General features: G+C 41.3%; 24 protein-coding genes. 8 read left to right on the top strand and 16 right to left on the bottom strand.

Annotated elements, in window-relative coordinates; genetic code table 11:
* Window positions 1-131 precede the first annotated feature (131 nt).
* The 4 genes from FNT16_RS12015 (at window position 132) to FNT16_RS12000 (ending at window position 4395) form a co-directional block, all read left to right on the top strand.
* Window positions 132-836 carry a DUF3334 family protein gene (locus FNT16_RS12015; protein WP_143871810.1) on the top strand — a complete coding sequence of 235 codons (705 nt, stop codon included), beginning with the start codon at window positions 132-134 and terminating at the stop codon, window positions 834-836.
* Window positions 837-939: 103 nt separating this feature from the next.
* Window positions 940-1692 carry a sporulation protein gene (locus FNT16_RS12010; protein ID WP_143871809.1) on the top strand — a complete coding sequence of 251 codons (753 nt, stop codon included), beginning with the start codon at window positions 940-942 and terminating at the stop codon, window positions 1690-1692.
* A gap of 34 nt (window positions 1693-1726) precedes the next feature.
* A complete protein-coding gene (locus FNT16_RS12005) occupies window positions 1727-3826 on the top strand; it encodes a tRNA(Met) cytidine acetyltransferase TmcA domain-containing protein (protein ID WP_143871808.1) in 2100 nt (699 codons plus the stop codon).
* Window positions 3826-4395, top strand: a complete 570-nt coding sequence (locus FNT16_RS12000) for a hypothetical protein (protein WP_143871807.1) — start codon at window positions 3826-3828, stop codon at window positions 4393-4395. The genes FNT16_RS12005 and FNT16_RS12000 overlap by 1 nt, the downstream gene beginning before the upstream one ends.
* 67 nt (window positions 4396-4462) lie before the next feature.
* Here FNT16_RS12000 and FNT16_RS11995 read toward each other — a convergent pair whose 3' ends face one another.
* The 4 genes from FNT16_RS11995 to rsgA all read right to left on the bottom strand — a co-directional run bounded on the left by FNT16_RS11995 (window position 4463) and on the right by rsgA (window position 8092).
* Complete coding sequence (locus FNT16_RS11995) at window positions 4463-5176, bottom strand: glycerophosphodiester phosphodiesterase (RefSeq protein ID WP_143871806.1); 714 nt, start codon at window positions 5174-5176, stop codon at window positions 4463-4465.
* A 9-nt stretch (window positions 5177-5185) separates the two neighbouring features.
* Complete coding sequence (locus tag FNT16_RS11990) at window positions 5186-6097, bottom strand: DMT family transporter (protein WP_342779128.1); 912 nt, start codon at window positions 6095-6097, stop codon at window positions 5186-5188.
* Window positions 6069-6923, bottom strand: a complete 855-nt coding sequence (gene asd, locus FNT16_RS11985; protein WP_246072217.1) for an archaetidylserine decarboxylase — start codon at window positions 6921-6923, stop codon at window positions 6069-6071. The genes FNT16_RS11990 and asd overlap by 29 nt, the downstream gene beginning before the upstream one ends.
* 125 nt (window positions 6924-7048) lie before the next feature.
* Window positions 7049-8092 carry a small ribosomal subunit biogenesis GTPase RsgA gene (gene rsgA, locus FNT16_RS11980; protein ID WP_143871805.1) on the bottom strand — a complete coding sequence of 348 codons (1044 nt, stop codon included), beginning with the start codon at window positions 8090-8092 and terminating at the stop codon, window positions 7049-7051.
* Window positions 8093-8223: 131 nt separating this feature from the next.
* On the opposite strand from rsgA, the gene orn reads away from it, so the two are divergent.
* The 4 genes from orn to FNT16_RS11960 all read left to right on the top strand — a co-directional run bounded on the left by orn (window position 8224) and on the right by FNT16_RS11960 (window position 11871).
* On the top strand, window positions 8224-8769 hold the full coding sequence (gene orn / locus FNT16_RS11975; protein WP_143871804.1) for an oligoribonuclease: 546 nt from the start codon (window positions 8224-8226) through the stop codon (window positions 8767-8769).
* A gap of 178 nt (window positions 8770-8947) precedes the next feature.
* Window positions 8948-9544, top strand: coding sequence for a hypothetical protein (locus tag FNT16_RS11970; RefSeq protein WP_143871803.1), 597 nt, complete (start codon window positions 8948-8950; stop codon window positions 9542-9544).
* 25 nt (window positions 9545-9569) lie between these two features.
* Window positions 9570-10985 (top strand): S41 family peptidase, encoded by a 1416-nt coding sequence (locus FNT16_RS11965; RefSeq protein ID WP_143871802.1) that lies wholly within the window; start codon window positions 9570-9572, stop codon window positions 10983-10985.
* Between the two features lies 1 nt (window position 10986).
* The gene (locus tag FNT16_RS11960; RefSeq protein WP_143871801.1) at window positions 10987-11871 is read left to right on the top strand and encodes a TraB/GumN family protein; all 885 of its coding nucleotides are present in this window, start codon (window positions 10987-10989) and stop codon (window positions 11869-11871) included.
* A gap of 39 nt (window positions 11872-11910) precedes the next feature.
* On the opposite strand, the gene flhB is transcribed toward FNT16_RS11960, so the two are convergent.
* The 12 genes from flhB to fliH form a co-directional block, all read right to left on the bottom strand.
* Entirely contained in the window at window positions 11911-13044 is a 1134-nt protein-coding gene (flhB, locus tag FNT16_RS11955) for a flagellar biosynthesis protein FlhB (protein ID WP_143871800.1), read from the bottom strand.
* On the bottom strand, window positions 13045-13821 hold the full coding sequence (gene fliR, locus FNT16_RS11950; protein ID WP_143871799.1) for a flagellar biosynthetic protein FliR: 777 nt from the start codon (window positions 13819-13821) through the stop codon (window positions 13045-13047).
* Between the two features lies 1 nt (window position 13822).
* Window positions 13823-14092 (bottom strand): flagellar biosynthesis protein FliQ, encoded by a 270-nt coding sequence (gene fliQ / locus FNT16_RS11945; protein WP_143871798.1) that lies wholly within the window; start codon window positions 14090-14092, stop codon window positions 13823-13825.
* 16 nt (window positions 14093-14108) lie between these two features.
* Window positions 14109-14852 carry a flagellar type III secretion system pore protein FliP gene (fliP, locus tag FNT16_RS11940; protein WP_143871797.1) on the bottom strand — a complete coding sequence of 248 codons (744 nt, stop codon included), beginning with the start codon at window positions 14850-14852 and terminating at the stop codon, window positions 14109-14111.
* Entirely contained in the window at window positions 14842-15231 is a 390-nt protein-coding gene (gene fliO, locus FNT16_RS11935; protein WP_246072215.1) for a flagellar biosynthetic protein FliO, read from the bottom strand. Before fliO ends, fliP begins: the two co-directional genes overlap by 11 nt.
* Entirely contained in the window at window positions 15231-15632 is a 402-nt protein-coding gene (fliN, locus tag FNT16_RS11930) for a flagellar motor switch protein FliN (protein ID WP_143871795.1), read from the bottom strand. Before fliN ends, fliO begins: the two co-directional genes overlap by 1 nt.
* Before the next feature lie 38 nt (window positions 15633-15670).
* On the bottom strand, window positions 15671-16744 hold the full coding sequence (gene fliM, locus FNT16_RS11925; protein ID WP_143871794.1) for a flagellar motor switch protein FliM: 1074 nt from the start codon (window positions 16742-16744) through the stop codon (window positions 15671-15673).
* A gap of 16 nt (window positions 16745-16760) precedes the next feature.
* Window positions 16761-17300 (bottom strand): flagellar basal body-associated protein FliL, encoded by a 540-nt coding sequence (gene fliL, locus FNT16_RS11920; protein ID WP_143871793.1) that lies wholly within the window; start codon window positions 17298-17300, stop codon window positions 16761-16763.
* Window positions 17301-17383: 83 nt separating this feature from the next.
* Window positions 17384-19933 carry a flagellar hook-length control protein FliK gene (locus FNT16_RS11915; RefSeq protein WP_143871792.1) on the bottom strand — a complete coding sequence of 850 codons (2550 nt, stop codon included), beginning with the start codon at window positions 19931-19933 and terminating at the stop codon, window positions 17384-17386.
* Between the two features lie 192 nt (window positions 19934-20125).
* A complete protein-coding gene (gene fliJ / locus FNT16_RS11910; protein WP_143871791.1) occupies window positions 20126-20566 on the bottom strand; it encodes a flagellar export protein FliJ in 441 nt (146 codons plus the stop codon).
* 3 nt (window positions 20567-20569) lie between these two features.
* Entirely contained in the window at window positions 20570-21901 is a 1332-nt protein-coding gene (gene fliI, locus FNT16_RS11905) for a flagellar protein export ATPase FliI (RefSeq protein WP_143871790.1), read from the bottom strand.
* Between the two features lie 71 nt (window positions 21902-21972).
* Window positions 21973-22764: a flagellar assembly protein FliH gene (fliH, locus tag FNT16_RS11900; protein WP_143871789.1), complete on the bottom strand. Its 792-nt coding sequence runs from the start codon at window positions 22762-22764 to the stop codon at window positions 21973-21975.

The raw sequence follows: 22764 nt of genomic DNA, 5'->3' as shown, positions 1-22764 counted from the left end.
CGCAAAACTAGATAAACAAGATAATTGCTTGCCTTTCATGAAACGAACACCTACCTTTATACCTAGTTACATTTATTTATAAATTAAGATTTTGTAGATTTACTCTTTAAGTTATAAAGGAATCCAACCACATGAACAAACCGGCCTCTAAGCCTAATAAAAAAACAACCGTGGTAACCACTGACGACATCTTAGTTATGTTATGTAAGTCTGTTACAGATGTTTTAGCCAGCGCAAATGCAAACCAAGTAACGTACTCAGCTTTGGTACAGAAAATAACCAAAACCAGTTTAAAGCCAGATATTGGCTCTTTTGTTTTATTTGATGGTGGTTTTTCAGGCCTGGTTGTTATTAATTTCAGCGCTGCTGCGGCAATTGAAATTTATCAGAAATATATGACCAATATGGGCATCCCAATTGAAGAATTGTCCACACAACACACCTCTGATGATGTCGGAAACGTGATGGGTGAGCTGCTTAACCAAATTTTAGGTGACTTCACAGGTCTTGTTGGCAAAGAGCTGCAGACATCCATTACACAAAGTCAGCCCAAAATGCTGACAACCAACAAACAGCTTATTATTTCAATAGATACTAATTTAGACAGGCCGCAAGCTAGACGAGTGACATTTACCACTCAAAAAGGCAATATCTTTTATTTAGAAATGGCAATGGATCGAACTGAATTTATTAAGCTTCATGACTTTGTTCCAGAAGAATTCGACCCGGATGAAATCATACGCGGCGCGTCAATTCAAATGGAAGAAGAGGAAGAACAGCGAAATAAAAAACCAGATTCTGACTCAGATAACCTGTTAGATGAATTAGGCTTATAAGTTAGACCGCTTTTTAATGGACACGAACTAACAAGTGGTATTGCATTCAATTTACCACTTGTTAGAATATTTTTTATCCAAGCATGGACCTGAGCCGGATAAGATGAGCTTTTTTAAATCCTGGTTAGAACAACTATCCCCCACCTCTAGTCATTTTCAATACACGCTGGATAGCAAAACATATAGCCCAGGCGACACGATACACCTAACCATCTCTTTAACCGGAGGTGCAGTGGAACAACATATTTGCGGCATAATTGTCGAGCTCAACAGTCATCTAACTGCATTTTCTAATCCCTCAGGTGAACTGACAACAAACCTAACTCGCATTGAGCTAGAGCGTGAAATATATATTCCAGCAAATGAAAAGGTTGAAAAACTATACAACATCAACCTGCCCCAATTTATGCCTATATCTAACGAGCAGAGTGCCAGCCAGCTCCAGGTGACTATAAACCCACACTCGAGCAAGGGTAAAAGCATCCAAGTATGCCCCCTTACAATAGTTGCTACCGCCCATCAAAATGCCTGGTTTGAATGTTTACATATGTTGGGGTTTAAACAAGAATCAGCTTGGAATACCAAAAACGACAATCAGTCTTATTTAAATACTAACTTTTTGCAAAAATATAGGTTTCGAAGCAAAACCCTTATTCCAAACAAAAACTTAGATTTAATTTTTTGGATGGAGTCTTTTGAAGATTATTTAGATGTCTATATAGATATTTCGACCGGACTGTTCAGTGCCTCAATCCAATCAACGCCACTGGAAAATAGATTTACGATAGATTTAAAACAAGGTGATCTCTATACAGAGCACCTTAGACGCTTTATTCTAAAAAAAATCAACGAATAAAACGCGTAACTTCGCGGACATATTTCGCTATACTATGCCCATGCATATTCAGTCTACTTTAAATTTCTATTCTACATTTTCAGCTTACCAAAAAGTGCTAACCGATTGGGGATGGCGCAGTATTTTGATTTTGCAAGGCGAGACAAATTGGCGCAGTCAAATTGCCAACAACCTGATTAAAAAGCAGAGTTGGTCAAAAGGTTTATCGTTCAGCAGTATACAAAAACCACCTCATTTTCAGCAATATTTAGGGCAAGAGTTTGACTACATTTATATCGACAGTGACTTTGGCCTTCACCCTGACTTAATTTGTGCCTTAGCGGGCACAATTAAAGTTGGCGGGTTATTCATTTTAACCTTAGCTGACGACTGTTATAGCAATGATAACATTATGCAACAAGCGCTCCCTTGGAGCACTAATACGACTGCAACCCACTCTCATTTTAATCAAAGACTGGTAAAACTGACTGAACAAAGCGAGCAAACGCTGTATTTTCGCCAACAGGGTAATAAGGTTAGTGGTCAGTGGCCGGTGTTAAATCAAATCGCTGCAACGCACTGGCAAAAACCGAATGGACTTACACTTGAACAACAATCAATCTTAAACCAGCTCAAGCAAGTCGCATCAGGCCATTTTACATTATCGGCCGATCGCGGACGGGGCAAATCAGCCTTACTAGGCTCTGTTGCTGCATACTATTTACAGCAAGGAAAAAGCATCATTGTTACAGCACCAGCGAAACGCTGTTTACAAATTTTTTATCAGTGGGCTGGTAGCAGTGTAAATAGCGAAAATCTAAGGTTTCAGCCACCCGACCAATTACAAAATGCAGAGCTAGCGTGCGATCTTTTAATCGTTGACGAAGCAGCCGCACTGCCAAGCCAACTATTGCATAACATATCGCTTGCTTGTGAATTTGTCATTTACGCGACCACCATACATGGCTATGAAGGCTCTGGAAAAGGGTTTAAACAACATTTCATAAAAACACTTAACCAACGTACAGCAACTCATAACCACTTCCAATTGCAGCGGCCAATACGCTGGGCACCATCCGATCATTTAGAGCAGTGGTTAAACACGGTATTTTTACTGGATCTTGATTGTCCACAACCTAAGCTAAAGCAAAGCAAGCAATTAGCTGAAGTCGCACCGATTCCGTTTTCGATAAAATGGCTTGAACCAGCAGACTTAACCAACAACGAGCAACAACTCAAAAGCTGTTTCGCCTTGCTTATGCAGGCACACTACAAAACGACTCCCAATGATTTAAAGTACATGTTGGATAGCCCTTTTTTGAAGTTAGCCGCTATAATTTCAGCCAGCAGCAATATACTAGCTATTGTGCTTTTAAGTCAGGAAGGACAACTCCCAGAACAGCTCGCTTTGGACTGTATGGACGGCACAAGACGTCCAAATGGACATTTAACCAGTCAGATCATAGCCGCTCAATTAGGCACACCTGAATTTTGCAAATTACTGGGTTGGCGCATTGTACGTATTGCAGTACAACCCGACATGCAACATTCAGGGGTTGGGAGTCGATTACTGAACTGGTTACAGGAACAAGCAATAGCTGAAAAAATTGATTTTTTATCCGCCAGTTTTGCAGCCTCGCCCCATGTCCTGAAATTTTGGCACAAAAACGATTATCATCTTGTTCGCATTAGTACAACTGCCGAGCATCACAGCGGCTTACATTCAGTACTTTATATCAATGCAATCAGTTCGAGCTGTGATAATTTGCTAGATCAAATAAAACCTCTGGCACTGCAAAACTATCTCATTAATCTAACAACCCGCTATATTCATGTCCCTTCTGAATCGCTATGGCTATGGGCTGCGCATTTACCGTTTTCACTCCCCCCTGTGCAAAAATCATTTGTTAAAAGCTTTGCCTATGCAAATACAAATTTTTTTGCGGCGCACAGCGCACTCCTTTATTATTGCTTACAACAAGCAAATGATGTATTGACGTTAGATACAAAAGACATGGATATTTTAGCGAGCACGATATTACGGCAAACACCTATCACAACGGTCTGTGATCAATTTGCCTTTACTGGACAAAAAGCGATGATTAAATATTTACGCCAACTCATCGATCAACTCATTTTGAAAGAGTCGTCGTAATGTTGCGTTTTCTATTTCCGCTCATTTTAATTTTAATCGCCCAAAACAAAAGCTGGGCGGATCAAAATACACTGTATATTCAAGCCGCAGCATGTCTAAAACAAAAATGTGTTGAAACCTATCGCCAGCAAATAGAAGGTTTGGGCTTTAACAGTCAGGTTAAATATACCCAGCAAACAAAAGAAAGCTTTAATATTGTTTCCAATCCAACCAAAAACATTAAGGCAGCTCAAGCCTATTTAACGACAATCAATACAGACAAACGGGTGCGTGTTAGTGCAAAAATGCATGATATTGCTGATTTGGTATATTTAGATTTAGGCCATCAATCGAATCGAAAACAAGCTGAATGGCTGGTCAATTTTGCCAATTATTTAGCAAATACAAATACTTTGAGTTTCAAAATAAAACAGCACATAACACAAGTCTTTTCGATTAAAATTTTGGCAGGTCCATTCAAAACAGTAGAAGAAGCGCAAAAAGCTTTATTTCAAATTCGACAACACCCAAGTTTTTCAAGCGCATTTATCACGCCCCAAAATGACACGAACAGTCGCCCCGCAACGTGATTTTAGCGAAAGTTGATTTTAGTGAAGGTTAGGATAGTTATGGATAGTTATGGATAGTTATGGATAGTTACGATGCTGAACTTGGCTCTACAACTGAAAATAACTGCCTTGCGCGCGTTGGGTAATCGGTAAATATGCCGTCAACGCCCAACTGGTGCATTTTTTCCATATCTTCAGCATGATTGATGGTGTAAACAAAAACTTTTAACCCTCGCTGATGAGCATCCTGCACAAAATCCTGATCAATAAAATCACGAGCACAATGCACCGACCAAGCGCCAAGCTCAGTTGCAAACTCTGCTAAGCTCAGTGGCAAATTTGCGGTTAATGCACCCAAACGTATGGCCGGTGCTAATTTAGCAAAACGAGCCAACATCCGATGATTAAAAGAAGATACCAAAATATCGTCCGCAGTCACTGCACTATGTTCTAGCGCATATTCAATATCAGCCAGAATCAATGCTTCACAATCTGCTGCTTTTAATTCAATATTAATCTTACAGCGCCCATTGATATGCATCAGCACATCTCTTAAGGTCGGTACGCTTTGCCCATCGCCCGCATCTAACGATTGTAAATAACCAAAAGCAACTTGAGTGACATGCCCTATTCCATTGGTTGTTTGCTGTAACCACGCATCGTGTAATACAACAGGAATGTTTTCTACAACTTGTACGTCAAGTTCAATACCATCAGCTTGAGCTTGTATTGCCTGTTCAAAAGCTTTTATCGTGTTTTCAGGTGCAATACTACTGGCACCCCGATGCGCCCAAATAAACATACCCTTTTCCTATTTTTGACGGTTCACCGACCATGTTTCAAAAACGGCTGCCGAGACAACCATTGCGCCCCCAAGCAAAGTTTGCCAGCTTGGATACTCGGTCAGAAATATAGCAGCAAAAGCGGTTCCATAACAGGGAGACAGACAGGAAACTAAACTCATGGTTTTTGCTCGAATCGAGCGCAGGCCATTAACAATTAAAGAATGGGGTAAAGCGGTAAACACAACGCCAAGCAATAGCAACCAAGCGATAGTTGAATCTTTAATCTCAGAAAATGAAGTGATTTCAAAAGGCATTAATACCAAAGCAATAACAAAGGATTGAAACATCATGTTTTTTGTCCCGGAATAATGGGCAAACACTTTATGATTCATAATGTTTCGGGCGGCAAAAAATACGGCAGACAACACACCGAGTAAAATACCCAAGGTATAATCACTTTCCAATGATAAGTTGGGCACCATTAAGGCCACGCCAGCCAATACAAACATCGCCATTACCACATCCATCAACTTGGGCAACTGTTTGTGTAGCAAAGGTTCGATTAACACTATCATCACAGGGTAGGTATACAAGGCTATCATACCTGTAGCAACGGATGATAATTGCATGGCATAAAAATAGGTCACCCAATGGATGGCCATAAAAACACCTAAAATAACGCCGTTGCGATAATCCCGAAAACTATTCAGTGATAATCGCCCTTCGGTCGCTTTAACAATCATCGCCAAAAACAGGGCTGCGATTGCCGCGCGGGCCAACGATATTGCAGAGCCACTTAGCGGAACAATTTTTGAAAATAGCGCCGTCCCGCCTAACAGCAAGACGCCCATATGCACCTGCAACAAAGCAACCTTTTGCTCTGCTGCAGTCGATTTTAATGAACTCATTTTATTTTGAGCGGTTAGCCAATACTTCACCTAAACGCACTTTTTTGCCTGCTTGCGCGCCATCGGCAAAGTCAAGGTGCGGATTGGCAAAGGTCATAACAACCGTTGAGCCCAATTTAAAACGCCCCATTTCCTGACCTTTTTCGATAATAATTGGAGGCTGGTTATCATAGTGCCAAGTAAATGGACGTCTACCTGTCGGCGGCGTAATAACGCCTGACCAAATGGTTTCAATGCTGGCAACTATCATGGCGCCAACCAAAACCATTGCTAACTCACCATATTCAGTATCAAAAAAACAAACGACTCGTTCATTGCGTGCAAACAAACCATTTACGTTACGGGTTGTCGCTTGATTCACTGAAAATAATTTGCCCGGTACATAAACCATTCTTTTCAGCCGACCTGTACAGGGCATATGGATTCTATGATAATCACTCGGTGATAAATAAATAGTTGAAAAACACCCATCTTTGTATACTGCAGCATTTTCTTCATCGCCACCTAACAAAGTCGTCAGACTATAATTATGCCCCTTAGCCTGAAAAATGCTATCGCCGTCAATTTTCCCACACTGACTGACCTCACCGTCGACCGGTGACACCCACTCACTCGTTTCGATGGGACGTGCATCAATTTCTAAAGCACGCGTGAAAAAATCATTAAAAGATGCAAAATCACTTAGCTTTTTAACCTGAGCCTCTTCCAAGCGAATATGATAGGCGCCAGCAAACCAACGGATAAATGCCTGACTAATGAGTTTATTCTGGCTAGCGGCTAACATCCCTACAACTCTAGACAATGCATGTTGTGGTGTAATGTACTGTAATGCTACTTTAAATTTTTCTAATGACACTGCTGTTCCTTTACTAACAATCAGAAAGCTAAAATTTTATGGCGGCTATGATACTAAAGCCTGTTAAACTTTTCTGTATAAATTTTGTAGAAGCAAATAGCGTATCAGGCTCTACAGGCTTCACATCATTTATGAATATCTAATTTATAAGCGGGTTTATTCTCTACTACAGACTGTAAAATTTTATGATAATGCTCTAGCCTGTGTGGTTTTACCTGCCCTGCTTCGACCGCTTTGCGTAAACCGCAGCCCGGATCTTCCAAATGTTTGCAGTCTCTAAATTTACACCTTGCACTGTATTGCGCAAACTCAATAAAACCATCAAAAATTTGCTCAGCACTTAAATGCCATAGTGCAAACTCTCGCACCCCCGGTGAGTCAATTAAATCTCCGCCATGCGACAAGTGGTATAAGCGGGCAACCGTTGTGGTATGCGTTCCCAAGCCGATGGTATCAATATCCCCCACGGCTGCATCGGTATCTGGCAATAACTGATTAACCAAAGAAGATTTGCCAACACCTGATTGACCGACCACGATAGAAATTCTGTTTTTCAAAATTTGATGAATGAGCTCAATTCCCTCTTCAGCTTTAACACTGAGCCAGTGCACTTGATAGCCAATATCTCGGTAATATTGCAGTTCTTGGTCAATCTTTTGCTTTTCCGCTTCTGGCAACAAATCAGACTTGTTAATAACCACCACAGGTTCTGCGCCCATGGTTTCAACCGCCACTAGGTAGCGATCTATAATTTGCAGAGACAGCTCGGGTTTGATGGAGGATAAAATAACAACTTGCTCAATATTAGCCGCTACAGGTTTAACCCCGTCGTAAAAATCAGGCCGAGTCAGCACAGAGCTCCGCTCTTGCACTGCTTCTACCACGCCTTGACTGTCACCACCGGTTAAATTTTCGCGCCAGATTATTTTATCACCTGCGACCAATGAGCCAATAGTGCGACGTAAGTCACAACGAATTAAATTGCCACTTTCATCTTCAATATCTGCATGCTGGCCATATCGGCTAATCACCTGACCGTGCTGGGCTGGACCCAAATTAGAATCATCCGGCAAATTGTCAGGATTATTTTCTGTTTGCTCCAATTTTCTGCTACGATTAGATCGCATGCGTCTAAGTTGTTGTTTGGTTAGTTTCTTTTTTTTTGCCACAATGCTACTTTTAATAAATAATAACGATAGACTGATCAAACGAGCGCAACTTTACACTATATTCAAGTTGCAGCAATGAATACTTTCTTTTCTAACTATGTATCAAAGAAAGGGTTGAGTAGGAATACTATATGTCATTTAGCGAAAATAATCTTGTCTGGCTTGATCTTGAAATGACGGGTCTTGAACCAGAGCGCGATAAGGTACTGGAAATTGCGACGATAGTCACTGATAGTGAACTCAATATCATTGCAGAAGGCCCGGTGTTTGCGATTCATCAACCAGATGAAGTTTTGGATAATATGGATGAATGGTGCATTAATCAGCACGGTAAATCAGGATTAACGCAGAGATGTCGTGAAAGCGACATCGATATCATCGAAGCTCAAAAGCGTACTATTGAATTTTTAAAACAATATGTCCCTGCGGGTAAATCGCCTATGTGCGGTAACAGCATCAGTCAGGACCGACGTTTTATGTATATTCATATGCAAGAACTGGAAGCTTATTTCCACTATCGAAACTTAGATGTAAGCACAGTGAAAGAGTTGGCACGTAGATGGCGACCTGAGCTTGTGAGTGACTACAAGAAAAAAGGCACTCATTTAGCGTTGCAAGATATCCACGAATCTATTGAAGAGCTGGCGCGTTATAAAAAAGAATTCTTTAAAGTTTAATTAGTTATAACTGCCATTCTGTCAGCAAGCCTTTCGATATTTTCGTGGGCTTGCTAAATAGTTCCCTTTCACATAAATTTTTTTATTTTTCTGCTCATTTTTCCGTCATTTTTTAAATTCTTCGTCTAAACTTTAGTAACGAGCGGCAAGACTCGTTTAGCGGGCGGAGCATAAACACATGGAATCAAAAAAAGCACTGCAAATAATAGTGTCTGTGTTGATACTATTACCTAGCATTCAATTGGCACATGCAATTGATACAGAATCCTTTTTTATGCAATCAACGCAAGCCTATTTTTCGTTAGACGCTAAAAATGAAAATTATTTACATATTCACCAGCCGCAGCAACAAAGCCAATTGTTTTTTACTGCTGAAATTGATTCGACACAACCGCAAAATCGTATTCAAGCGGGCACGGGTTATCAACTCAATTTAAATTCTGACGTTGCCTTAAACGCTAGCTTGTTGATGCAAACAAATACACTAAACGATAAACAAGCTAATTATCAACATCGTGCGGCCAACAGAAACTCACAACTGGCTTTAGAGGCGGGTTCAAAAATCAATCTAACTTCAGCGTTTAGAATATACAGTGCGTTGGTATATAAAGTACCGGAGGAATACTTGCAAACAACAAAAACACCGGAAAATAAAAAACTAGGCGTAAAATTAAAAGGGGAATATTATTTTTCAGACAATGTTTCTGCAACAATTCACGCGCAAATAGTTGCCGAGAGTCGCATTTATGGTGTACAAGGTAGTTTTCATTTTTAATGATTGAACGATTCACGGTAGATTTATGTTTCAAAAATTCAGATTAGGTGTATGGATACTCTCGTCTAGTTTATTAGCGTCCTGCGGGGGCTCGGATAACACAGACAATTCCAAGCTTGCAAATAGCAGTTGTAGTCGGGCTGCGATAAATCAACATTGGTATCAAACTCTACAAAATGATTATTTGTGGTTAGAAGAACTGCAAACCCCACAAAATGCGTTTTCACAATACCCCACAACCAATACTTTGTTAGCCGATGTATTACCCGTTAAAGATAGGTTCAGTGTCGCGTTATCAACTGATGATTGGGATGGTTTAATCAGCGGCAGTGAATTTGGTTTTGGCATTCAGCTTAGCGTGTCAGACGACAAGTTATTTGTCTTTCAAACTTTCACTGGCTCGTCTGCTCATCTGGCCGGCATTCAACGTGGACAAGAAATCATTTCAATTGGTGATATTCCCGCATCTACTTTTGTCAATTGGCTCAATAATGCTGATATACAAAGTTATCATCAAGCATTTGGACCAGATCAAGCTGGGTACCAATTAACCTTTAGCTGGCGTGATCTAAACCAGCAGGAACAAGTTGCCGTATTGGAAAAATCGGCATTTAAGGTAAACAGTTTAGCTGACAATAAACTAATTCAGACCAATGCCGGCACCGTGGCTTACCTCGCTTTTCCGAACGGTTTTTTGGAAAGTACGGCGGATGAATTAGATGCCGTATTTGCCAACATTAAACAGCAAGACTTCGACCACTTTGTTTTAGACTTACGCCACAATACAGGCGGTTTGTTATCTGCATCCGCGCGTTTAGCGCTTTATCTAGCGGGCGAGCGAATTGATCGACAAACCTTTATTGAAATAGAACACAATGCCAACAATGCCGAGTTTAACGCGAGCTACACTGCCGAAGATCTCATTTGGTCAAATTTAAACAATTCAGACCAATTTCAGGATTACCAAAATGTCCTGAACAACAGTTTAAATTTAGATTCACTGATTGTGCTAACAAACAAATCAACCGCATCCGCCAGCGAAACCTTGATCAATAGTTTAGACATTGAGGCATATTTAGACGTCACGGTTATCGGCGAGCAAACCTTTGGCAAACCGGTTGGTTTTTATCCAGACGAATACTGCGACGAAACCCTATTGGCTTTAAATTTTCAAACCAATAATGCACTGGGTTTTGGTGATTATTTAAATGGTATTCCAGTTGATAGCGGATGCGATGTGACTGATTCTAATATGCCGTATCCTTGGGGCAGTACAGACGATCCTATCGTCCATGCTTCGATTAATTATTTGCAATCGGGCGTATGTAAACTTGATGAGACAGCGGAGAAAACAGCTCATAAACCGATTATAAACGGACAAAACCAGCGAACCGTCAACATTCCAAGAAAAACTTTACCCGGCATGTTAATTGATCGCTAGTATGATTTTAGTAAAGCTTAAAAACTTAATTTTAACCATACTGCTGTGCTGTCTATCTTATTCAGCACTAGCGGGCCCCTCGCTTTGGCAATTAAGTTATCAAGGAAAAACATCATGGCTGATGGGTACAGTACATGCAACCACCCCGCCAATGCTTGAAATGGTAACACCTGCCAAAAATAAACTAAAAGATGCGCGCTTACTCATTACCGAGCTTAACCTTTTTGATTACCAAGCTGGGTATATTCGCGACACAATGTTAAAACTGGCTAAATTGCCCAAGCAGATGAAATTGCAAAGCTTTTTGACGGAAAATGAGCTCACAAAACTACAAACTCTATTGGCCGAACATGGCTTAGATATCGCACAGCTCTCCTCCTACAAACCTTGGTTTATTGCACTGCAACTCAATATTTTACAAACACAAACTGAAGGGTTCAGTTTTGCACAATCTATCGACAAAGAATTAATGGATACCGCGCATAAATTAAAGGTTGAGATATTAGGCCTAGAATCTGCAAAACAGCAAATTAGCTATTTTAATGAAGCTGAAAACGGTGGCAAAGATCTATTGCTGGATGTATTTGTTCAGCAGCAAGATACAAAAATGACCCTGACGCATCTGGTTTCACTGTGGTCGAGCGGTGATCATCTCGCGCTTGAAAATTTGATGCAAGAGACGGCTAAAATATATCCAAGTCATCAATTTACACAACAGGTTCTGCTTGATAAGCGCAATAAAAAATGGCTGCAAAAACTACTGCCTGAAATCAAACAAGGCAATGTATTTATTGCAGTGGGTTTGATGCATATGACTGGGCAAAATAGTTTAACTAAGCTGTTAACAGCGCAGGGCATCTCGGTGGTGCATACCAAGCTGGACTAAACGCCAAGCTGCGTTAATTCGCTTGTAACTGTTAACGGCTTAGTAATACATATCCGGCGGAATCGGTAAGTTTGAAGATCTAAACTGTTTAGGTCGTTTTTTGACTTTGCCTTTTTTATAATCGCGCAGCGCAAATACATAAGCCAATACTTGAGCCACCGCAGCAAACAACTTTTCTGGTATCTCTTCTTCAAACTCAGTTGTATAATAAATCGCACGTGCCAACATGGGTGCCGTTAAAATGGGGACTTCATGTGCTGTTGCAATGTCTCTAATATGTCCTGCCATCTCATCGACGCCTTTCGCCACTAGCATAGGTGCACCTGTACCTAAAGGATCATATTTAAGCGCAACGGCAAAATGCGTCGGGTTAGTCACAACCACGTCCGCTTTGGGCACTTCCTGCAGCATACGACGTTGCGAAGCCTTAAACATCGCCTGACGAATTTTCCCTTTGATCAGCGGATCACCTTCTGCATTTTTGTGCTCATCTTTAACTTCCTGTTTTGTCATTTTGAGCTGTTCGTTGTGATTATAAATTTGATACGGTACATCAATCAGGGTAATGACAATTAATGAGGCTGACAGAATTAAAAATACCCAAATCATAATTTCCAGCGCTTTAAATAAACCGCCAGGCATAGACTCAACATTGATATGCAATAATTCTTGATAAAACATTTTAAAACAAACGTAAGCCGAAATAACAACAACCGCGACTTTGGCGATAGACTTAACCAGCTCAACTAAACCCTGAATGCCAAAAATACGTTTAAACCCCGTAATTGGGTTCATCTTACTAAACTTAGGTCGCATCGCTTTAGCAGAAAAATTATAGCCACCAATTGCAATATTGCCGATAACGGCAAATATCAAAAGTACAATATTAATGGCTAAAACCGGCCAGGCTATTGCGTCTAATGCACTTTCCATTTGTACAAACATGCGGGAAATATCAAATGCATCTTCCCGCTCAAGTGTCAGAGCGTTTTTCAGCATACCGAACATAGCCGTTGCTAAATAATGACCGTATAAAAGAAACCCCAATCCACCGCCAACTAACACCATCATAGTGCTTAATTCACGCGAGCGTGGAATTTGCCCTTTACTCCGAGCATCCGACAATTTTTTCGATGTGGGGTCTTCTGTGCGACCTTCTGCATCTGCTGCCATTTAACTGCACCCCGCGATATCACACATTAAATTCGCCGCACTTTCCCAGATAGTATTAAAATGCAACATAAAGACAGATAGGCTGACCCAAACCACTAATAACCCTGTGATTTGGGTAATCGGAAAACCAATTGAAAATATATTTAACTGAGGTGCTGCGCGCGTCATGATCCCAAAGGTTAAATTGACCATTAACATTGCAGCGATGGGTGTCAGTGCAATCGTGATGGTGGCAAGAAATAACCATTTACCCCACTCAACGACTTTATATATTTTATCTACACCTAACCAACCTGAATTGACAGGCATCGCTTCAAAGCTCAGCGCAATCATTTTAATCATCATTAAATGACCATCAACAGCCCAAAATATTAAAGTGGCCAAAATAACGTAAAACTGACCAATAGCAGCGGTATTGATGCCATTGACCGGATCAACCAAGGTTGCGAAACCCAAACCACTTTGTATTGCAATTGTTTGACCGGCCATTACAAAGGTGTTTAAAAAAATTTGCGAGATAAAGCCGATGGCCACACCAATTAAGATTTGTTGAATGACCACTAAAAAACCAGCTAAAGAAAAAAGCTCGTTAAAACCGCTGGAAGGAATAGTCGGACTGATAAGCAAGGCAATTGATAACGCGAGTAACGCTTTAACGCGTTTAGGAACACCTTTACCACTAAACCCAATCATTACAACCAACAGCGCTGAGATGCGGACAAACGGCAGCATAATATCTGCAATCCACTGCATTAGCATGGTTGTTGTAAAGTTCATGTTAGCCGACCACCTGCTGTACTCGAGCAAACATACTAATGGTATATTCCATTACACGATTAATACCCCAGTGGCCACCGTAAATAATCGCCGCCAGCGTAACGATTAAACGCGGTAAAAAGCTTAAGGTTTGTTCGTTAATAGATGTTGCAGCCTGAAAGATAGAAACAATTAAACCCACTATCAAACTGGGTACAATAACCATACTCACCAGCAAAATCACCATAAACATGGCTTCTTGCAAAATATCGACAAACACTTCTGGTTGCATACATCCTCCGCGTGAGCTAGGTGCCAACTCCAAAGCTGGTTGCCAGTGTGCCCATAGTTAAATTCCAGCCATCGACTAAGACAAATAACATGAGTTTAAACGGCAGTGAAACCATCATGGGAGACAACATCATCATACCCATCGCCATTAAAACTGAAGCAACAACCAGATCGAGTATCAAAAAAGGGATAAATAACATAAAACCAATTTGAAATGCCGTTTTTAGCTCAGATGTGACAAATGCCGGGATCAAAACGCGCATCGGAACATCTTCTGGCCCATCTAAGGTTTCAAAGCCCGCTATTTCAGCAAAAGTCGCGATGTCTTTAACCCGGGTTTGTTGCAACATAAACGCTTTCATCGGCTCTTGTGCGACATCAAACGCATCTCGCGCCGTCATCTCTTCGTTAATGTAGGGCTGAATTGCTGTGTCATTTATCTCTTCAAATACGGGTGCCATGATAAAAAAAGTTAAAAACAGTGCGAGCCCAACCAACACCTGATTTGACGGTGATTGTTGTAAACCAATAGCCTGACGTAAAATACCCAACACAATTACAATTCGCGTAAACGACGTCATCATCACCAATATTGCGGGCAAAAAGCTCAGCATCGTCATCAATGCGAGAACTTGAAGGGTTACGGTATAATCCTGCCCACCTTCTGGGTTATCAGAAACAGTCAGTGCCGGGATACCCGCGTCGGCCGCAACCAAAGGTGTAAAAAAATATAAAAGTAACAGTAACCAATTACGATTCATGAGTTGTTTTCTTTTGCATAAAGCCGGCAAGTGTTTGTTTAAAATCAGCTTGTTTTACATCCAGTGGTGGCGAAAATTCTTTTAGTAAATTGATCGAATTTGCCGTTACCCCTAACAACAATTGACTTTCCCCTGCATCCAGCAAGATGAGTTTTTCACGATTTGAGATGGGTAGCACAGCCACTATTTTTAGTGCACCGGCTCGCATCTGACCTATATTGGTTTTCTTTGCCACTGCTGCAAGTGCAAATATAACTGCAATAGTAAAAACCAAAGCCAGTAATAAGCTGGTAATCGATGAAGTAATAGATGCTGATTCAGCCAATGCACTTGTGCTTAAGCACAGCATGCACAGTGCTAACATACTTAAACGTGCCATTATTTAAGTTTCTTGATACGTTCAATTTGGCTGATAACATCAGTCAATCGAATACCAAATTTATCATTCACAACAACCACTTCACCATGCGCGATAAGCGTACCATTTACCAATACATCTAATGGCTCACCCGCGACTCGGTCTAATTCTACCACTGAGCCTTGATTCAATTGCAATAAATTACGGATACTGATCTTACTCCGCCCAACTTCCATCGCTATGGTTACCGGAATATCTAAAATCGTATCTAATTTACGCTTTTCTTCAGCTGTGATCTGCGGTTTTTCGTCAGTCAGCTCTTCGAGCTCTGCAACTTGTGCTTCATCGGCTGGGTTTTCGGCACCTTCAGCTTCGGCTTGCTCAGCCATTGCTGCTGCCCAATCGTCCATATCATCACTCATAATTTACACTCTTCTCTATAATCATTTCACAACAACGATTAATCAAAATCTTCTAGTTCTCTCAACTCTGCTTCAGCGTCAATTCTTCGGCCGCCACGAGTCACCATCTGCAATTCAGATTTAACGGACGCCGGACGTTTAATTTTTTCTATGACTTTTATGGCTAAGTTATCTTTAGAACGCCCCATTTTAGCGCGATAAGTAGGTAAGTCTTCGACAAAAACAGTCAGATGTTCCGGCATTTCAACGGGTATAACGTCTCCGGCTTGCAACTCCATAATTTGCTCAAGCGACAATTCAAATTCAAGCAGTTTAGCCATGATATTCACTTCAACATCCATAATTTCATCGCGAAGTGCTTTACTCCATCTTAAGTCTGTATCTTCCTTGTCACTTTGTACGCCTGCATCCAATAATTCACGTATCGGCTCTAACATAGAATATGGCAGACAGATGTGGAAGTCGCCCCCGCCACCGTCCAGTTCTATATGAAAAGAACTGATAACCACGACTTCAGTTGGGCTAACAATATTGGCCATCGCAGGGTTTACTTCAGAATCCAGATACTCAAATGACACATCCATAACGGGTGCCCATGCTTCTTTGTAATCTTCAAAAACCAGCTTGAGCAACATTTGAATAATACGGCGCTCTGTTGGGGTAAACTCACGACCTTCTATTTTTGCATGATAACGTCCATCACCACCAAAAAAGTTATCAACCAGTATAAAGACCAACCTAGCTTCCATGGTGATCAAACCGGTTCCTTTTAACGGTCTAAACCTCACCATATTCAAGCTTGTCGGGACAAACAAGGTATGTATGTACTCACCAAATTTAATCATTTGTACACCGTTGATTGACACTTCAGCGGTGCGGCGCATCATATTAAATAAACTGATACGCATGTGACGGGCAAATCGCTCGTTTACAATTTCAAGGGTAGGCATTCGCCCACGAACAATTCTGTCTTGCGATGAAAAGTCATACTCAGACGCCATTGACACTGCACTGCCTGAACGGCTGGCGCTTTCTTCAACGTCCTCTTCTTCAACGTCATCTACCCCGTGAAGTAGCGCGTCAATTTCGTCTTGAGATAATAAATCTGTCATGTTTCAGCCGTTTCTATTACTGCATTACAAAACCGGTAAAAAGTACTTTTTCGATTACAGGTCTACCTGCAATACTCAATAGTTCATCTTGTACTGCTTTTAACGAACTGGTTTTTAATGCTTCTTTGCCTGCACTGGTGCCTAATGAATCTGCACTGGTGCCACTAAATACCCTTAACAATGTCCCTTCAATCAAAGGAATATGTTTTTTAGCTGTCTCTTCGTTTTGCGAGCCGCGTACTAATAGTTGAACCTTGATTTGCACTAAACGATCTCGATCGGCGCCAGGTACATTGAATACAAACGGACGAGGCATTGCGACATACACGGCATCACCAATCTCGACATTGCCGCCCCCACCAGAAGCATTGTTAGCTGCCGCTGGCGCTTCATCTAATGAAACTTCAGCCTCTGCAGAATCGTCTCCGCCCATAAACATAAAATAACCGACACCGCCTAATACCAATACCAGTACTACGGCTACAATAATGATAATCAGTTTTTTCTTGCCACCACCGGCTTCTTCTACCTGCAATTCTTCTTGTTCTGCGGCCATTTTTTATCTCCAATCAAAAAAGCAAAAAGGTATTTATATCAATTTTTGTAAGTTTAACGGATTTTGCCGCTACCGTAATGCTTTTATGCATAATAGTCTACTGCGCCCAAATGCCCATTGGTGATTTTCTGTTCTCCAACAAGCTGTTCATCCCCACTTTCATCTGCATCTCCATTCCCTTGACCGTTTCCACCTGCTCCGCCGTTACCAGATTGCGATGCATTTTGCTCTTTACCTTCCTGTTTTTGTGAAACATTCGCCTCACCCATTTGTAAACCTTGCTGCTCTAACATTTCTTTAAGCTTCGGCATGGTTTGCTCTAACATTTCTTTTGCTTGCGGGTTTTGTACAAGCATACTGACACTGGCTTGATCACCATTTAATGATATTTTAATTTGCATACTACCCAATTCTGGCGGGTCCAGCCGAATTTCAGCGGCTTGAATGCGTCCGTTCATCATATATTTTACAGCATCATTTAAAGCTGTCGCACCTTCAGGTTTATGTAGCTGTATTTGCTCTTTTAGCTGAGTCATCTGGTTCTGTTTGTCTGCTACTTTTTCAGCCTGAATACTTTCTTGTTTGTGCTGAACTTGCTGATGAGTAAATTGTGTATTTTGTACCCGAGTGTCTGCTGCCGCTTTTTGCTCATTCACCTTTTGTGTAACTTCTGCATGTAGTTGCTCACCTAAAACCTGCTCTCCTATGATAGATTCAGTTTCCAACGGCTTTACGTGTTCCTGCTGTGCGTCTGTTTCACTTTTGTTCAGCTTCTGACTTTCCGCAAATTTACTGACGACTGTTTTGTCTGAGCCTTCATTGTTTTTGGTGGTCAATAATGTTTTATCATTCCCACTATATTTATTTTGTACTTCTTGTTTACCATCTGCCGCTGGTTGTTCTGATACGATACTTTCCGCTTGGAATTCAGCTGAAGCAAAGGCCGTTGCTACCGTCTTGTCTACATCAGGTGAAGTAGCAGCAGCCGATTTATTTTTGTCCGCAGTTGTTTCTTTTATTGCAGCTGTCTCTTTTATTGCAGTTGTTGAACGGGCTGCCTCTTGGCTACCTTTTGGGCTACCTTTATCATTTGTTATACCTTCAACCAGACTTTTTTCGACGGCGCCAAGGTCGGCTTTTTCAGTCAGACTGTGCTGCGTACCTGTTTGACTATTAACGCGTTTATCTACCAGTGGTTGGGTACTGACTGGTTTTTCAGCCTCCACGGCCGAAGCTTTTTTAGATTCAGCTGTTAGGCTTGTTTGATTTACACCGGTCTGATTCATCAATTCATCAGAGATCTTTTTATTAGTCTTAGATTCGCTGGCTTTTGCTAAACCATTTTCTGCTATTTGCTGAGATTTTTCTGATATCTGTTTGTGCGTTGCATTGGCATTTAAAGCTGCTTGGTCTTTTTCACCTGCATCTTTAGCAACATCTGCAACTGCTGCAGAGTTCACTTTTTCGTTTGCAGCAAGCTCAGCATTGACCGCTTTTCCATCAATCAAAGTCTGTCCCTTTGCTTTGACCTCGCCGGCTTGGGTTTGTATCGCAGCAGTGTTTGCTTTCCCACCAGCGAGCGCTTTATCTGGGTTACCCGCTACAGCACCGTTATTTTCTTTTTGCGTGTTGAGTTCACTTTTTAACGGCCCCTTACCCAATAGATCGTCCAGACCATTTTGGGGTTTTGGCGACATGCCTTCTTTTATTTGACGATTTGACAATGATTCAACGCCAGTTTTACCACCAAGACTCTCTTCTTTAGCCGCTGTAGACGCATTTTTTTGAGTCGCATCAGGGTTGATTAAAACTTGCTGCAAGATATCATCCGCGCCTAACTTGCCCTCTTTTGCTGGGCTTTGTGCTTTAGTGGATAGATCGACTTTATCTAAACTGTTTTTGTCTTCATTTGCCAATGGCTTTTCAGCAGATTTACTAGAGCTCACCTTGGCACTGTTTGATTTATTCAGAAAGCTTAATAAATCGAAGCTTTCTTCACTTTTTTGTCCGTCATTAACCTGTTTTTGTCCGGCGGCAGTGGCTACCGCTTCGGCAGTTTTCTTAACATCACTGTGAATCAATCTAGTATCCATGCCCTGAACTTTCGCATCATTTTTAATATGACGGTCAGTTGAAAGGCTTTGTTCTAAGCTGTTTTCTAGAGCTCTGTTTTCTTTAAGCGTGTTTTCCTTGAGACTGCTTTCTCGTGTATGACTTTCTTTTGTATTGCTCTCTTTATCAATACCCTTGGTATCGCTTTTAGCATCATTAACATCATTCTGCGGTTGCTTTCGCGTTGCTGTTTTATCTGTCTTTTCAGAGTTCACTGCTCCCGCGTCAATCTGTTGCGATTTAGTAGCCTGAGTCTGATTATCCGCTTTTCTCGCAGCGCTATTTTCATTGTTTGATTTTAATTGCGAGGCGCTAGGCTCAACTGTTTTCTCAGTGTTTTGCGGTTTACGGTTCTGAGTTTCATTTTGACGAAGGTTTTTTTCATGCTGCTGATAAATATATGCTTCAAAGCCTTTGTCAGTGCTTTGAGTTGCTTTTTTAGTTTGCTCGGCCGCTGTTCTCTTTTGTTCTATCGTAACATTGGCGGCAATATTTGACGGAATATTGGCAATATACTGCATAAGTCATTTCCCAAACATGAATGAGACCTTGCTAACCCATTTTACTAAATATATACATATCAGTTGGTTAGCGATTAATCTGGATTGTTTTCACATTTAAAAGTGTCAAACTATCCGATGGTTGTTCGTTTTTTATTTTGCTCTTGTTGTTTAATTCAATATTTATACCAACTGATCTTTATACAATGCGGACTAACCTTGCAGTCTTCGGGTCGCTTGATTCGTTGCATATTCGTCAAACATTTTTTGCTCTTCACGATCAAGTCTGAGTTGTTCTATCTTGCGCTGTCTCTCAATCACAGTTTCAATCGATTTACGCTTTCTCTGTTGTTGCAGCCAAAGTGCTCTTCGCTGGTCAACCACTTTCTCAGCTTTCTGGATATTATCTCTTTGTTGATGACAGGCTTTATCTAACTGGGTGATAAAACTCTGCAACCGCTGAAAGCCCGAACTGCTTAATCCCTGTTTACCGGATTCAATAACCGTATTCATATAATCACGCTGATATTTTTCTAGACCAGCTAACTTTTCATGCTGCTGTGTTAAGTCTTGCGTTGCTTGTGCATATTTTTGTGCCAGTTGATCTTCTTTTTTCTTTTCAATATCAGCCACTAACATTAATTGTTTATTCATTGGTTAGGCCCTCATCGAACTGGTAACAGATGCCAATAAATTTAAACAGTCATCATAATTAATGACGTCACTCATACCTTGTTGTAAAAACTTATCCATTTTAGGCTTGAGTTTGATTGCCGCATCAACGATTGCATCACTCCCTTTGGTATATGCGCCAATTGAAATTAAGTCTTTGCTGTTTTGATAACTGGAATAGAGTTGCTTAACAATACGCGCCTGCATTTGATGCTCTTCGCTGGTCACAGCAGGCATCACCCGACTAATAGATTTTGCAATATCAATCGCAGGATAGTGCCCTTGATCAGCCAAATCACGGGATAGCACAATGTGGCCATCTAAAATTGCGCGTGATGCATCCGCGATTGGATCTTGCATATCATCACCTTCAGATAACACGGTAAAAAATGCCGTGATAGAACCTTGCCCGTCCCCCCCATTACCCGCTCTTTCAACCAATGCAGGTAGTTTAGCAAAAACGGAAGGTGGGTAACCTTTTGTTGCAGGTGGTTCGCCAACGGCAAGGGCAATTTCCCGCTGAGCCTGTGCGTAGCGGGTAATTGAATCTACCAGCAACAAAACATTTAAACCTTGATCACGAAAATATTCAGCAACAGACAAAGCCGTTTCACATCCTTTTAAACGCATCAATGGCGCGTTATCAGCTGGCGCAGCAATTACAACAGCGCGCTGCCGGCCTTCGTCTCCTAAAATTTCATCAATAAATTCTTTTACTTCCCGGCCACGTTCACCAATTAATCCAACAACAATCACATCGGCTGCCGTACCGCGAGTCATCATGCCGAGCAGCACACTTTTACCCACACCAGAACCGGCAAACAAACCGATACGCTGGCCCATGCCCACAGTCAATATAGAATTGATGGCTTTTATACCAACATCAAGCGGTTGTTTAATGGGTTTTCGATTCAGCGGATTCAGCTTTTTACTTTGATATGAAGGTTCGTTTGCATCGGAAATACGTCCTAAACCGTCAATGGGCTGACCGCGTGCATCTAATACACGGCCCAATAATGACATGCTAAAAGTAATTTTTTGCTGGATACTCGCGGGGATTACTTTCGCGCCGGGTAATATACCGGTGACTTCTTCACTTGGCATCAGATAAATTTTTTCGCCTTCAAAACCAACCACCTCAGCATCGATATAACCCGAATCGGTTTCCACTTTGCAATGGCTGCCGACCGCTGCCTGACACCCTACCGCCTCTAACGTTAATCCAATAACCCGCGTTAGACGCCCGGCCACTTTAGGCTTACTTTGCCCGACTAATTTTTGGTAGCTGTTAATTTTTTCACTAAGCGCTAATGCCATACTTGATGCCACCGTCAATTAAATGACTTATTCCCAGTAATTTGACTATTAACCAATACAGTTGCAATTGCCTAGCCAGTTTGATCTTCTAGTTGAGCAAATACTTCGCGTACCCTGTCTTCGATGGTATAGGTGATACTGGTGAGCTCTGTTTGTATTTCAACACTGCCACGTGAAATATTTGGATCGGCCGAAACATGCCAATTTCTGCGTTCGATTTCAGCTGTTGTATATTGGTTAATCACGGTTTCATAATCTTCTGGATTGACAAATATTTGGCATTGTTTGGTATTAAACGGTAGTTTTTCTACCGCTTGTTTGATGCTTTGTAAAATAATACTGTCGTTAGTTTGTAGTTCAGTATTAATGACCGCTTTGGCAAGTGCGACCGCAAGCTGTAATAGTTCTTTTTCTACGTTTTCATCCATCTTTTGCAGTGGATTGTCTAACTGTTGAATCAGTTGATTCCAGATATCCGCTTTCTCTTCCATGATACTTGTACCACTTTCCAAACCTTCCTGATGGCCAGCTTCTTTACCGGCTTCAAAGCCAGCTTGATAGCCTTGTTCTTTTCCTTCAGCTTCGCCTTTTACAAAACCTTCTTCTTTACCCTCGGCAAACCCTTCTTCGTATGCGGCTTGCCTAATGGCTTCGAGTTCTTCTATGGTTAATGGTTTGGGCGCCTCCGGTTCTGGCTCTGGCTCTTCATATGTCCAACCTTCAGGTTTACCCAGTGCATTCGTGTAATCATCCGCTTTATTGTTGGCTTCTGATTCAACAATTGGGATATTCCATGTTTTCAATTCTTTGAGTATTTCATCATCACTGCGAATTGATTTACGAAATTTAAAATCATCTACCAT

It is taken from the genome of Catenovulum sediminis (assembly GCF_007289895.1).
GTDB lineage: Bacteria > Pseudomonadota > Gammaproteobacteria > Enterobacterales > Alteromonadaceae > Catenovulum > Catenovulum sediminis.
The sequence above is the reverse complement of the archived record's forward strand: the minus strand, read 5'-3'. Positions and strand labels throughout refer to the sequence as shown.